This window comes from Paenibacillus sp. CMAA1364, from assembly GCF_054373195.1.
Window position 1 is genome coordinate 80,082 of the sequence record NZ_JBITNB010000003.1, and the last position, 13,307, is coordinate 93,388.

Genomic DNA, 13,307 nt, shown 5'->3' on the forward strand with positions numbered 1-13,307 from the left:
CGATGATATTAAAATTACGATTTGAGTTGTTTCTTGGTGCGTTGGGTTTTGTTATCACATTTGTAACGTCATCTATTCATAATGTTTTTATGACAAGTCTTATTAGAGCATCTATAGCTTTCGTGATTTGGTTCGTAATTGCTACTATTTGCAAGCGGGTTCTGTCCATTATGACGACACAACCTGTTGATATAGACATATCGGAAGAGGCTGAACCTCACGAGGATCAGAAAGGGACACGTTTTGATCTAACACTACCCAATGACACAGAAGATTTAAATGAACTATTAAAGCCGAAAGCAGATTCATCTAATGCGGACGAACTAGGATTTGCTCCACTAAATCCACCGAAATTGATTTCTGGGCAAGATCCTGAGCAATTGGCTAAGGCCGTCCGCCACCTGACAGAAAAATAAGGGGAGGTGAAATCACTTGAATGAGCAGAAAAGTTCTAGATTAAAACACATAGAGTTATGGGAGTTATGGAAAGAGAAAGGCGACATCGAAGCAAAAAAGAAGCTTATCGAAAAACATTTACACATCGTGGATTATGTTTCTAGCCGGCTGGCTATTGGTCTTCCTAAAAGTGTTTCTAAAGATGACCTCGCTAGCAATGGTGTTATGGGTCTGATAGACGCAATTGACAAATTTGACTATAAGCGTGGACTTCAATTTGAAACCTATGGTTCATGGCGAGTTCGTGGTGCGATCCTAGATTCATTACGTCAAGGGGATTGGGTGCCACGATCCGTTAGAGAAAAGGCAAAGAAAATTGAAGAAGCCTTTCAATATTTAGAACAAAGTAATCTTCGATCTGTTGGTGATTTGGAGATGAGTAAGCATTTAGGTGTAACAGAAAAAGAATATCAAACGATGCTACAGGAAGTAGCCGTTATGTCTTTATGTTCTCTTGAAGATCCAATAAGGGAAGAAGAATCAGAGACTCGTCTAAGCATGTTAGTGGACGAGAATGCAAAGAATCCTGAGAATCAGGTGAATGAGCATTATCTAAAGGAAGCATTAGCTAAAGGTATTGATAAACTCACTGAAAAAGAACGTACAGTGGTCTCGCTTCTATATTTTGAGGATCTTTCTTTAAGTGAAATAGCTGAAGTTATGTCACTTTCGCCATCTCGAATATCTCAACTTCACTCCAAAGCAATCCTCAGACTTAGAGGCACCTTGGAGAAGAATAGAGAACTACTTATGGGTAGTAACTAAATTATTCATGATTCATACTTATGGCCGGTACAATAAAAGGAGGAGTTAAAGTTGATGGATCATATTTCGTTAGGTTCTTATTTGTCGGTTATTATTTCTGACGATAAAACTATCGCATACCTAGAGTTCTCAAAACATGATGACCAATTTAACTGTACCGTAGAAAGTCTCGAAAAGTTTATTCAACAACAACGGGTTAAGTATGGTATTGACCGTAATACATTGCAACAAATTGTAGAAAGTCCGGAACGGTATCAGGCACTTAGAACTCCGATTGCGTATGGAAAGAAACCATTACATGGAGTAGATGGCCAAATTGAAGTTCTAATGCAGATATCTGATCCTAAGGACAAAAAGAAGACAGAACCGATTGAAGGAAATGTGGATCATAAAGAGGTGAAGAATCTTAATAATGTTCGTAAAGGTCAGATTATTGCTAAAAGAAACCCTCCAGAACCTGGTGTGAATGGCGTAACCGTAACAGATGAAGTTATTTCATTTAATGTAGGTAAAGATGTTAAGTTCAAATCGGGCAAAAATGTGATTGTTAATGCAGAACAAACGGCATTATATGCCGCAATTGATGGCATGATCACGATCACAGATAAGCAGAAAATTAATGTATTTCCAATCTATGAAGTGAATGGTGATGTGGATTATAGTGTTGGGAATATTGATTTTGTTGGTAGCGTTATCATCCGGGGGAATGTATTAAGTGGCTTTAGAGTAAAAGCTGCTGGTGATATTCGAGTCATTGGTGGCGTGGAAGGTGCGGAACTTGATGCTGAAGGATCGATTGATATCTCCGGAGGAATTATTGGTTACAACAAAGGATATGTTAAGGCTGGACATCAGGTAAAAAGTTCTTTTATTCAAGATGGATTGGTGAGTGCAGGGGAAGATGTGATCGTGTCTCAAAGTATCATGCATTCCGATATAAGAGCTGGTAAGAATGTGGTTTGTAACGGTACAAAAGGTTTAATCGTCGGGGGAAATATACAAGCAGGCGAAAGAGTTATCGTTCGAACTGTCGGTAATTCTATGTCTACTGTCACGAGTATAGAAGTAGGCGTCGTGCCAACACTAAGAAATGAATTGACTGATCTGCGGAAACAAATCAAAGAACAGATGGAAAGCATTGAGAAGACAGAAAAAGTACTTCATCTTTTAAATCACCTTGCATCAGCAGGAGAATTAACACCAGAAAAAGTTGCGATGCGTGTAAAGTTGAATCTTACCCAGAGATCACAGAGCACTTCACTTCTCGAAGCTAAAGATAGAGTTCTTGAGATTGAGAAATCCTTAGAAGATACCAACAGAGCCAGAGTCGATGTGATTAGAACCATTTATGGAGGTTCTAAGATTGTTATTGGTAGATATACACGCTATGTAAAAGACTCTTGTGAACGTGTAACTTTCTATTATACAGATGGAGATATCTCCATGATTCCATACATATAGTGCTTTTCTATTACAAAATGAAATAATGGTCTTCTAATATATATAATGAGGTGGATATCGTGAGTATGAAATCGGTGGAATTACAAATTGCTGTGCCGAGAACCCATGAAGCTGGGAGAGTACAAAACGAATTACAACAGAGATCCACTCAAGAACAAGCTCTTTTAATAAATCAGCAAATCAAAGATAGTCGCGCATTGCAACAACGAAGTAAAAGTGTTGATCAAACGGATAATTCCATAATACGAGATGGTGGAGATCAGCAACAGTCGGGGTCACAAGAACAATCGAAAGAGTCTAATCAACAAGAATTACAAACTGAACATCAACCAGCAGAGCACCCTTATAAGGGACATCATATCGATCTGTCTCTCTGATTATTATCATAAACAGATCATAAGGAGACTAAAGTTTTGGAACCATGGATTATTATTATAATGTTAGGAATCGCTGCATTGATCTACGCACTCATGCTTCCCACCAAAAAAACGGATAATATTTCTTCTGATACATTGATAAAGAATGTTGAGACAACATTAGAACAATATATGTCAGATATTGAATCGGAGAATGATTCGATTGTTGAATTGGTGGGTCAAATGAAAAAGGAGACCACTTCTAAACAAATAGTGCTAGAAGATAATCTAGCATTGTTGAATCAAAGATTATTAGAAGTAGAGAAACAGACGTTGGAATATGATTCGCGTATCGCTGAATCGATACTTTCCCATAAGAACAGTGGTGAAGGTATATCATCTAAGGCTAGTCCTACTGAAGATTTGATGGTGGTGGCTGAGAGCGAGGATGTTAATGTTCATGCTGCACAAGAGGATACAATCAAACGTCGTTATGCAGAAGTGTTTGATTTGCATGAACAAGGCAAATCAATGGATGTCATTGGGAAGATAACTGGCCTACATCGCGGTGAAGTTCAACTTATACTTCAACTGGCTAAGCAGGAGGGATCGCTATGATGAGAAGTCGTTCATTTATGAGCGGACTAGGGGTAGGATTAATCATAGGGGCAGCCCTGTTACAGCTTATGTTAGTGGGTGAAAGACAGGCTAATGTAATCGATACGCCATCTGAGGTGACGCTGACAAGAGAACAACTGGAAGAGCAAGCCAAAGAGCTTGATCTGGAAGTCGTTGATTCCTCGGATCAATTAATGACAGAAGAACAGTGGAAACAGCTCAAACTTCAAGAAGGAGCTGAACCTACAGGCAAAAGTACTGAAGCACCGAATGCACCTTCTTCACCTACCAAACCGAAAGAAAATGATGATGAGCTAGCAACAACCAATATACAATCACCAAAGGATCCCGTTGTAGAACCCAAGAACAAAGTAGTCGTGAATTATAAAATAGATAAAGGTAGAAACCTCACAGAAGTGGCAAAAGGATTGGAGCAGGTTGGCGTAATCACGGATACCAATCAATTTATTAAAGAAGCTTCAAGACAGAAGGTTAATACCAAGATTAGAGAAGGCAATTATTCGTTTGCCAAAGGGGAAAGTTATCAGTCTATTATATCTAAGATAAGAATAGAATCGTCTCGTTAAGTAAAATGTATTGCGAACGAATCTTTCAAATATAAAGGATGTTGCATTGAATTAATATTCATGATATATTAATTGATGGTGTTAAAAACACACGCTAAGTGATTCCTATGAGGGTGCTTTCTTACATGTTTAGAAAGTCTTAAAGGGAAATGATCGTTAGCGGAGGATAAAAAAACCAATAATAGGAGGTGCGTGAAGATGGGAGTAATATCCATGAAGCAACTTTTGGAAGCTGGTGTGCATTTTGGTCACCAAACTCGCCGCTGGAACCCAAAGATGGATCGTTATATCTTCACAGAAAGAAACGGAATTTACATTATTGACTTGCAAAAGACAGTGAAAAAGGTGGAAGAAGCTTATAACTTCGTTAAAAGCATCGGCGATGAGAATGGAACTATTCTTTTCGTAGGAACGAAAAAACAAGCTCAAGATTCCGTGAAAGAAGAAGCTGAACGTTGTGGAATGTACTACATTAATCAACGTTGGTTGGGCGGAACGCTAACTAACTTCGAAACTATTCAAAAACGTATTAATCGTTTGAAGGAGCTTGAGAAGTGGGAAGAAGATGGTACATTTGATGTTCTTCCTAAGAAAGAAGTTATCCTTCTTCGTAAAGAGAAAGATCGTCTTGATAAATTCCTAGGTGGAATCAAGAATATGAAAGGCCTTCCTAGTGCCCTATTCATTATCGATCCTCGTAAAGAACGTATTGCGGTTGCAGAAGCTCGCAAATTGGGTATTCCAATCGTAGGTATCGTAGATACTAACTGTGATCCAGACGAAATTGACTATGTCATTCCTGGTAATGATGATGCGATTCGTGCTGTTAAACTCTTGACTGGTAAAATGGCAGATGCCATTATGGAAGCTAATCAAGGCGAAGAAGCAACAGTCTAATTTACAATTAGGCAATTCATAATAAATGAATTAAAATAAAAGGGTGGTTGGCAGGTGGATAACCTCTCACTGCCCTTTTTTTGAAAAAATAATGAATATAATAAGTACGAAATAATAACAATAGTATATTGGAGGGTATAATCAATGGCAGTTAATGCTAGCGCAGTGAAAGAACTTCGTGAAAGAACAGGGTCGGGAATTTTGGATTGTAAAAAAGCTTTGGATGAGACAAACGGTGATGTTACAAAAGCAATCGAATTTCTTCGTGAAAAAGGATTAGCAGCTAGTGCTAACAAAGCAGGACGTATTGCTACTGAAGGTACTGTAGAAGCTTACATCCATGCTGGTGGTAAAATTGGAGTGCTTGTTGAAATTAACTGTGAAACAGATTTCGTTGGTAAAACGGATCAGTTCAAAGAATTTGCACGTGATATCGCAATGCAAATAGCTGCGACGAATCCACGTTATGTGCGTCGTGAAGAAGTACCACAAGAAGATGTTGACAAGGAAAAGGAAATCCTTAAAGCACAAGCATTAAATGAAGGTAAGCCTGAAAAAATCGTTGATAAAATGGTTGAAGGTCGCATCAGCAAGTATTATGAAGAATTCTGCTTGATGGAGCAATCTTATATTAAAGATCCGGACAAGACGATTGCAGCTGTTTTGAATGAAAAAATCAATACAATTGGTGAAAACATCTCAATCCGTCGTTTTTCTCGTTTTGAGCTTGGTGAAGGTCTTGAGAAGAAAGTGGATAACTTTGTAGAAGAAGTTATGGCACAAGTAAACCAATAATATTATATTTTTCATGTTACAATAATAATCATTACTAAGAATGGAACACTATGTGTTCCTTCTTTTTTAATAATAGAATTGCAGTGTGGCGTCGACGAAGTCGCGCTTTCTCAAAGAGGGAGGTTAACATTGGAAAAGCCAGTATTTAAAAGGGTAGTCCTTAAAGTCAGTGGAGAGTCTCTCGCAGGTCCCAATGGTTTCGGTATTGATGCTGTTACCATTGTGTCTATAGCAGAACAGATCAAAGAAGTTATTGAACTTGGTGTTGAAGTGGCGGTTGTATGTGGTGGTGGTAACATCTGGCGCGGTATCGCAGGTAGCGCTAATGGTATCGATCGTGCTACGGCTGATTACATGGGGATGCTAGCAACGGTAATGAATTCTTTAGCTCTTCAAGATGCATTAGAGCAAATTAATGTACCTACAAGAGTCCAAACTTCCATTTCCATGCAACAAATTGCAGAACCATATATTCGACGTAGAGCAATACGACACTTAGAAAAAGGTCGTGTTGTTATTTTTGCCGCAGGCACAGGAAATCCGTTCTTCTCTACAGATACAACAGCAGCCTTACGTGCTGCCGAAATTGAAGCGGAAGTCATCTTAATGGCTAAGAATAAGGTAGATGGCGTATATTCAGCAGATCCTTTTTTAGACGATACAGCTGAGAAGTTTGAACAGTTAACATATATGGAAGTGCTGAACAAGAACTTAGGCGTAATGGACTCTACCGCATCATCGTTATGTATGGACAATAATATTCCACTTATCGTATTTTCTATTACGGAGCTAGGAAACATAAAACGTGTCGTATTAGGTGAGAAAATAGGAACCATTGTTAAAGGGAGTGTAGACTAATGCCACAAACGATTAAACAAAACGCAGATGATCGAATGGATAAAGCAATTGGTGCACTAAAACGTGATCTTGGTTCGCTACGTGCAGGGCGTGCTACTCCCGCTTTGCTTGATCGTATTCAAGTTGAATACTATGGTTCGCCAACACCGCTTAGTCAGTTAGCAAACATCAGCACACCAGATACCCGTACTTTGATGATTCAACCTTGGGATAAGACCTCATTGTCTGACATTGAAAGAGCGATATCCAAGTCAGATCTAGGCATAACACCATCAAATGATGGGTCTATGATTCGCTTATCTATTCCTGTTCTTACAGAAGAACGCCGTGTAGATTTGGTTAAGCAAACGAAGAAGTTTGGCGAAGAAGCCAAAGTGGCTGTTCGCAATATTCGTCGTGACGCAAATGATGACGTTAAGAAGATGGAAAAGACCGAAATTTCAGAAGATGAATCTCGTAGACACCAAGAAGATATTCAAAAGATGACGGATAAATATATTGCCGAAGTCGACAAGGTTCTCTTAGCTAAAGAAAAAGAGATCATGGATGTATAATTGACTTGTGGCCCCTCCTATTATGGTGGGGTTTGTCTATTTTTGAAATCCATCTTAATGAGATAGATCGATCAACAGTGGTGAAAATAATGTCTTCAACTTGCAGATAGTGGCTTGGAGGAAATGGAATGATCAAACGAATTCGATCATGGTGGAGGCAAAATGAGAAGCACAACACTGTGGAAATTACTTCGGATAATATTCCCCAGCATGTCGCAATCATTATGGATGGGAATGGACGTTGGGCAAAACGTCTCGGTCTTCCAAGAATTGTTGGACACCAAAGTGGAATGAAAGCTGTTAAACGTGCAACAATAGCTGCAGACGAGCTTGGCATTAAGTTTTTAACGATGTATGCATTTTCAACTGAGAATTGGAAAAGACCTAAAGATGAAGTTGATTTTCTGATGAGACTTCCCCAAGAGTTTTTAGCCATTGAATTAGATGAATTAATTCAAAAGAATGTTCAAATTCGAATGATGGGCGATATAGAAGGTTTGCCTAAACATACATTAGAAGCTATGGAGCAGGCCATACAACTAACTGCTATGAACGATGGTCTTGTTCTTAACTTTGCATTGAATTATGGTGGTCGTAAAGAATTAACCAACTGTATGAGCATGATAGGACAAGAAATTGAAGCAGGTAGATTAAGAGCAGAAGATATTAATACACAATGGGTGGAAGATCATTTGCAATCTAAAGGGTTGCCTGATCCCGATCTATTAATCCGAACTAGCGGTGAGATGCGAGTTAGTAACTTCATGTTGTGGCAGTTGGCATACAGCGAATTATGGTTCACTGATATTTACTGGCCAGAATTCGATAAGAATCATTTACACGATGCAGTGGCTGAATATCAGCGTAGAACACGGCGGTATGGTGGACTGTCATAATATAAGTAGAGGATGAAGACTTTTGAAACAACGACTGATTACCGGAATTATTGCTGGAGTTATCTTCCTAGGGATTTGTATAGTTGGAAATATACCATTTCATCTACTGCTACTTTGTATGTCTTTAATAGGGTATTATGAATTTGTAAAAATGATCAAAGTACCTCCTTTCAGTGCGGTAGCAACACTGGGATTCTTGAGTGTTTCTATCATTATGTTTCCATGGAAGCTATTAGAAATAGCTTATACTCCTCAGTGGGAATTAATCTGGATACTCCTATTATTACTTATGATTATGACCGTATTATCTAAAAATCGTATTGATATTAATCAAATATCTGTACTTCTATTGGGTGTCTTATATATTGGAAGTGGTTTTTACTTCATTGCAGATTCACGTAATGCAGCTGATAACCATGGGTTATTCTGGACCTTTCTACTGCTATTCACGGTATGGGCAAGCGATGCAGGTGCATATTTTGTAGGTAGAAAAATGGGGCGACGTAAACTTTGGCCTTCGATTAGCCCTAACAAGACGGTGGAGGGTGCGCTTGGTGGAATTGTTATTGCAATCTTGGTTGCCATAGGATTCGCGGTTGCATCTGGAGGGATATTAGGTTATGGCAGAGCCATACTTATTGGTCTTACCTGTGCTGTGATCGGACAATTGGGCGATCTTATTCAATCCGCATACAAACGAATATACAATATAAAAGATTCAGGTAAATTATTACCAGGTCATGGTGGAATATTGGATCGCTGTGACAGTTGGATAATTGTGTTCCCTTTCGTACATATCGTGATGCTATTACCTTATTAAGATGAGAGATGGTGCATTATGAAAAAAATTAGTATTTTGGGCTCAACGGGATCCATTGGCACACAAACATTGGACGTTGTATCCGCCCACAGTGATGAATTTCAAGTAGAAGGCCTTGCGGCTGGAACTAATATTGATTTACTAGTTACTCAGGTGCTTCAATACAAACCACGTAAAGTATCTGTTGCGACGAAAGAGCTAGCCGATAGAATTAAGCCACTTATACCTTCGTCCATACAGATTTATTATGGAGAGAGTGGATTGATTGAGGTTGCGGCAGGAACAGATGCAGATACTGTCGTTACAGCTGTAATGGGAAGTGTTGGTCTTCGATCGACGATGGCTGCTATTGAAGCTGGTAAACATATTGGGCTGGCGAATAAAGAGTCATTGGTTACAGCCGGTCATCTTGTTACATCGCTTGCGAGAGAAAAGAATGTGAAAATACTACCTATCGACAGCGAACATTCAGCTATTTTTCAATGTATGAATGGGGAACGCAGAATGGACGTTGCTGGAATAACGATCACTGCCTCTGGAGGTTCCTTTCGTGATTTAACTAGGGAGCAATTGGTGAACGTTACGGTAGAAGATGCCTTGAAACACCCCAATTGGACAATGGGTTCAAAGATTACGATTGATTCTGCGACTATGGTGAATAAAGGTTTGGAAGTGATCGAAGCGCATTGGCTTTTTGATCTGCCTTATGAACAAATTAACGTGCTTCTTCATCCTGAGAGTATTATTCACTCCTACGTTGAATTCTGTGATAGTAGTATAATCGCTCAGTTGGGTAATCCGGATATGCGTGTTCCTATCCAATATGCTTTAACTTATCCTGAACGTTGGACCTCACCAACAGGTCGATTGTCGCTTGCAGAGACAGGTACCCTTCATTTTAAAGAAATGGATTATGTACGATTTCCATGCTTGCGTCTAGCATTTGAATGTGGAAAGATGGGTGGAACAGCAACAACTGCTTTTAATGCAGCGAATGAAATCGCAGTGGCTCGATTCTTAAATCGAGAGATTTCTTTTCTACATATAGAGAAAATCATTGAAAAAGTATTAGAGCAACATCATAATTCAATGAATCCTGATATAGGTTCCATTGAAGAATGTGATCTTCGTTCACGAGAATTAGCATCTGAAATTTAATCCAACGATAACAACATCTGATTATTTATTTGTAAATAATTACTTCGAAAGTGATTCTCTTGTGTTCAGTCTGAGAATAATGATAATCTATAGGGACAAACTTCGATCTTAGACGATATAGGGGGATGAGGCACTTGGAAATGGTTCAGGTTGTTTTTTTGACGGTATTAATGTTTTTTATGATTGTAACAGTACATGAATGGGGTCATTATTATTTCGCCAAACGTGCTGGCATCTTGGTCCGTGAATTTGCTATCGGTTTTGGACCAAAGCTATTTTCTTATAAACGTAATGAAACGCAATTTACGCTTCGTTTGCTACCCTTTGGTGGCTATGCTCGTATGGCTGGAGAAGATCCTGAGCTTGTAGAGATTAAAGTAGGCCAGACGATCGGTGTTCGGACTATGAATAATGAAGTGACAAAGATCTATTTGGATCAATTGGATAATCGGAAGAATATTGTGCGTGGCGAGGTACTATCTATTGATTTAGATGAAGCACTCACATTACAGCTAGATGTGGATGGGGATATTCAGCATTATCAAATACATCCACAGACGATGATGGTGAAAAAGGGACAAGAGATTCAGATTGCTCCTAAAAACCGCCGTTTTGGTAGTAAAACAGTGGGCCAACGTGCATTATCGATTTTCGCTGGACCAGTAATGAACTTTATCCTTGCGTTCATATTATTTGCTATTCATCTCCAAATGGCTGGTATCCCCTTGGACAATCCGACGTACGTTGAAATCGGAAATGTCACTGAAGGTATGCCCGCATCAGAAGCAAATCTGAAAAAGGGGGATATCATTGACTCCATTGATGGTGTAGCTATTGGAGCAGACTATCAGAAGATGATTGACTTAACTGCATCATCTGAAGGTAAATCGATGGAGTGGAGTATACGCCGTGGTGAAGAAACATTTGTTGTATCACTTATTCCTCGTAAAATGGAAGGTCAAGAAGGCGGGAAAATTGGGATCACTCCAATGCTGCCTACGCGATCAGCGTCAATCGGTGAGACGATTACCCACTCAGGAAAAACGATGGTTAGTACGACTGGAATCATCTTTGAAGGGTTCAGTCAATTGATTGCGAAGTTCTCCATGGATGATATTGGTGGGCCTGTGCGTACATTTGAAGTGACAGGACAAATTGCCAAACAAGGAATTGTGCAATTAACGTATTGGGCAGCGATATTAAGTCTATACTTAGGAATCTTTAATCTATTCCCAATTCCAGCACTCGACGGTAGTCGTCTGATATTTCTAGGTGTGGAATGGATTCGTGGTAAACCTATTGATCCGAATCGAGAGGGCATGGTTCATTTCGTAGGATTCGCTATGTTATTTTTACTCATGATCGCTGTTACTTATAATGATATATTAAGGTTGATTAATGGGTGATAAGTATCGCTCATAAACTTGGGTTATGCTTTCGAAGTGAGTTTATTCGAAGTATATCATGAAGTATCGCTCATAAACTTTTAGGAGGATTTTATTTCTTATGTCAAAAGATAAGCAGTTTGTGACTGAAATTACACCACAAGGAGAAGATTTCTCCCGTTGGTATATAGATGTAATTAAAAAAGCAGAATTAATGGATTATTCACCTGTTCGGGGCTGTATTGTATTTCGTCCTGATGGATATGAAATTTGGGAGCATATTCAAGCGGAATTGGATCGAAGATTTAAGGAAACGGGACATCGTAATGCTTATTTTCCACTTTTAATTCCTGAAAGCTTCTTTCAAAAGGAAAAAGATCATATTGAAGGATTTAATCCAGAGTTGCCATGGGTAACTGAAGTGGCTGGTGAAAAGCTGGAAGAGCGTCTTGCAATTCGCCCAACATCTGAAACGATGTTTGGTCATATGTATTCCAAATGGATTCAGTCTTACCGTGACTTGCCTGTGTTGATTAATCAATGGGCAAACGTGGTTCGTTGGGAGAAACGGACATTACCATTTATTAGAACAAGTGAATTTCTATGGCAAGAAGGCCATACTGCCCATGAAACAGAAGTAGAGGCACGCGAAGAAACGATGAGAATGTTAGAAGTGTATCGCTCTTTCCTTGAGGAGTATCTTGCTATCCCAGTTATTACAGGACAGAAGACGCCTTCGGAGCGTTTCGCTGGCGCAGTGGATACTTTCTCTATTGAAGCGATGATGAAGGACGGGAAGGCTGTGCAGGCTGGAACATCTCATTATTTAGGAACGAAATTTGCTGAAGCATTCGAGATACAGTACTTAAGTCGTGAGAATACACAAGAATATGTACACACGACATCTTGGGGAACGACAACTAGATTGATTGGTTGCTTGATAATGGTACATGGAGACGATCGTGGACTTGCCTTACCACCAAAAGTAGCTCCAACGCAAGTGATCATGATTCCAATTGGTCCTGCAAAGACTCGTGATGCCGTTGTTGGACGTACAGACGAATTGTTTGCCGAACTGAAGAAAGCAGGCGTCCGAGTTAAGGTTGATGACCGCAGCGATGTAACTCCTGGCTGGAAGTTCAATGAATATGAAATGCGTGGAGTACCGGTTCGCTTAGAACTTGGTCCTCGAGACATGGAGAATGGGGTTTGCGTACTCGTGTCACGTATAACTGGCGAAAAGAAAATTGTTCGTCAGGATCAATTGGTCGAAGAAGTGCAGTTGATGCTTGAACAAGTACATCAAGAGATGCTGGATAAAGCGAAACAATTCATGGCAGATCATTTCTATTCCGTTGATAGTCTAGACGAAATGAAGATGAGAATGGAAGAGTCGCGTGGCTTCACATTAGCTGGATGGTGCGGTTCTGAACAGTGTGAGAGTCAGGTGAAGGAAGAGACGGGAGCTACAAGCCGTAATATTCCGTTTGATCCTGCTGAGAACAAAGAAACATGTATCGCTTGTGGGAAAGCCGCCAAACATACTGTTGTTTTTGCTAGAGCCTATTAATAGAGAAATAAAAATATATTAACTTAGATGTTAAGTTATCATGCATGAAGAGCTTCTGGCAGGAATGAGTCGATGAGTATAAGGTCGAGTACATTTTTGTAAACAGAGGCTCTTCGTCTATATCGTGTCAA

Annotated in this window: 15 protein-coding genes; all 15 read left to right on the forward strand. The window is 39.5% G+C overall.

Features of this window, described 5'->3' with window-relative positions; genetic code table 11:
- Window positions 1–2 precede the first annotated feature (2 nt).
- Window positions 3–416 carry a hypothetical protein gene (locus tag ACH8E3_RS03785; RefSeq protein WP_458631271.1) on the forward strand — a complete coding sequence of 138 codons (414 nt, stop codon included), beginning with the start codon at window positions 3–5 and terminating at the stop codon, window positions 414–416.
- Window positions 417–432: 16 nt separating this feature from the next.
- Window positions 433–1,221: a FliA/WhiG family RNA polymerase sigma factor gene (locus tag ACH8E3_RS03790; RefSeq protein ID WP_458631272.1), complete on the forward strand. Its 789-nt coding sequence runs from the start codon at window positions 433–435 to the stop codon at window positions 1,219–1,221.
- Window positions 1,222–1,275: 54 nt separating this feature from the next.
- A complete protein-coding gene (locus ACH8E3_RS03795) occupies window positions 1,276–2,682 on the forward strand; it encodes a DUF342 domain-containing protein (protein ID WP_458631423.1) in 1,407 nt (468 codons plus the stop codon).
- 65 nt (window positions 2,683–2,747) lie between these two features.
- Entirely contained in the window at window positions 2,748–3,059 is a 312-nt protein-coding gene (locus ACH8E3_RS03800; protein ID WP_458631424.1) for a hypothetical protein, read from the forward strand.
- Window positions 3,060–3,095: 36 nt separating this feature from the next.
- Window positions 3,096–3,656 carry a hypothetical protein gene (locus ACH8E3_RS03805; RefSeq protein ID WP_458631273.1) on the forward strand — a complete coding sequence of 187 codons (561 nt, stop codon included), beginning with the start codon at window positions 3,096–3,098 and terminating at the stop codon, window positions 3,654–3,656.
- Window positions 3,653–4,243 (forward strand): hypothetical protein, encoded by a 591-nt coding sequence (locus ACH8E3_RS03810; protein WP_458631274.1) that lies wholly within the window; start codon window positions 3,653–3,655, stop codon window positions 4,241–4,243. Before ACH8E3_RS03805 ends, ACH8E3_RS03810 begins: the two co-directional genes overlap by 4 nt.
- A 198-nt stretch (window positions 4,244–4,441) precedes the next feature.
- Complete coding sequence (gene rpsB, locus ACH8E3_RS03815) at window positions 4,442–5,140, forward strand: 30S ribosomal protein S2 (RefSeq protein WP_458631275.1); 699 nt, start codon at window positions 4,442–4,444, stop codon at window positions 5,138–5,140.
- Window positions 5,141–5,284: 144 nt separating this feature from the next.
- On the forward strand, window positions 5,285–5,935 hold the full coding sequence (gene tsf, locus ACH8E3_RS03820; protein ID WP_458631276.1) for a translation elongation factor Ts: 651 nt from the start codon (window positions 5,285–5,287) through the stop codon (window positions 5,933–5,935).
- A 129-nt stretch (window positions 5,936–6,064) separates the two neighbouring features.
- A complete protein-coding gene (gene pyrH, locus ACH8E3_RS03825) occupies window positions 6,065–6,793 on the forward strand; it encodes a UMP kinase (protein WP_458631277.1) in 729 nt (242 codons plus the stop codon).
- Window positions 6,793–7,347, forward strand: coding sequence for a ribosome recycling factor (gene frr / locus ACH8E3_RS03830; RefSeq protein WP_458631278.1), 555 nt, complete (start codon window positions 6,793–6,795; stop codon window positions 7,345–7,347). Before pyrH ends, frr begins: the two co-directional genes overlap by 1 nt.
- Before the next feature lie 128 nt (window positions 7,348–7,475).
- On the forward strand, window positions 7,476–8,243 hold the full coding sequence (locus tag ACH8E3_RS03835; protein WP_458631279.1) for an isoprenyl transferase: 768 nt from the start codon (window positions 7,476–7,478) through the stop codon (window positions 8,241–8,243).
- A gap of 22 nt (window positions 8,244–8,265) precedes the next feature.
- On the forward strand, window positions 8,266–9,063 hold the full coding sequence (locus ACH8E3_RS03840) for a phosphatidate cytidylyltransferase (RefSeq protein WP_458631280.1): 798 nt from the start codon (window positions 8,266–8,268) through the stop codon (window positions 9,061–9,063).
- Between the two features lie 18 nt (window positions 9,064–9,081).
- A complete protein-coding gene (locus ACH8E3_RS03845) occupies window positions 9,082–10,221 on the forward strand; it encodes a 1-deoxy-D-xylulose-5-phosphate reductoisomerase (protein ID WP_458631281.1) in 1,140 nt (379 codons plus the stop codon).
- A gap of 134 nt (window positions 10,222–10,355) precedes the next feature.
- Entirely contained in the window at window positions 10,356–11,627 is a 1,272-nt protein-coding gene (gene rseP / locus ACH8E3_RS03850) for an RIP metalloprotease RseP (RefSeq protein WP_458631282.1), read from the forward strand.
- 100 nt (window positions 11,628–11,727) lie between these two features.
- Window positions 11,728–13,176, forward strand: coding sequence for a proline--tRNA ligase (gene proS, locus ACH8E3_RS03855; protein ID WP_458631283.1), 1,449 nt, complete (start codon window positions 11,728–11,730; stop codon window positions 13,174–13,176).
- Window positions 13,177–13,307: the final 131 nt, after the last annotated feature.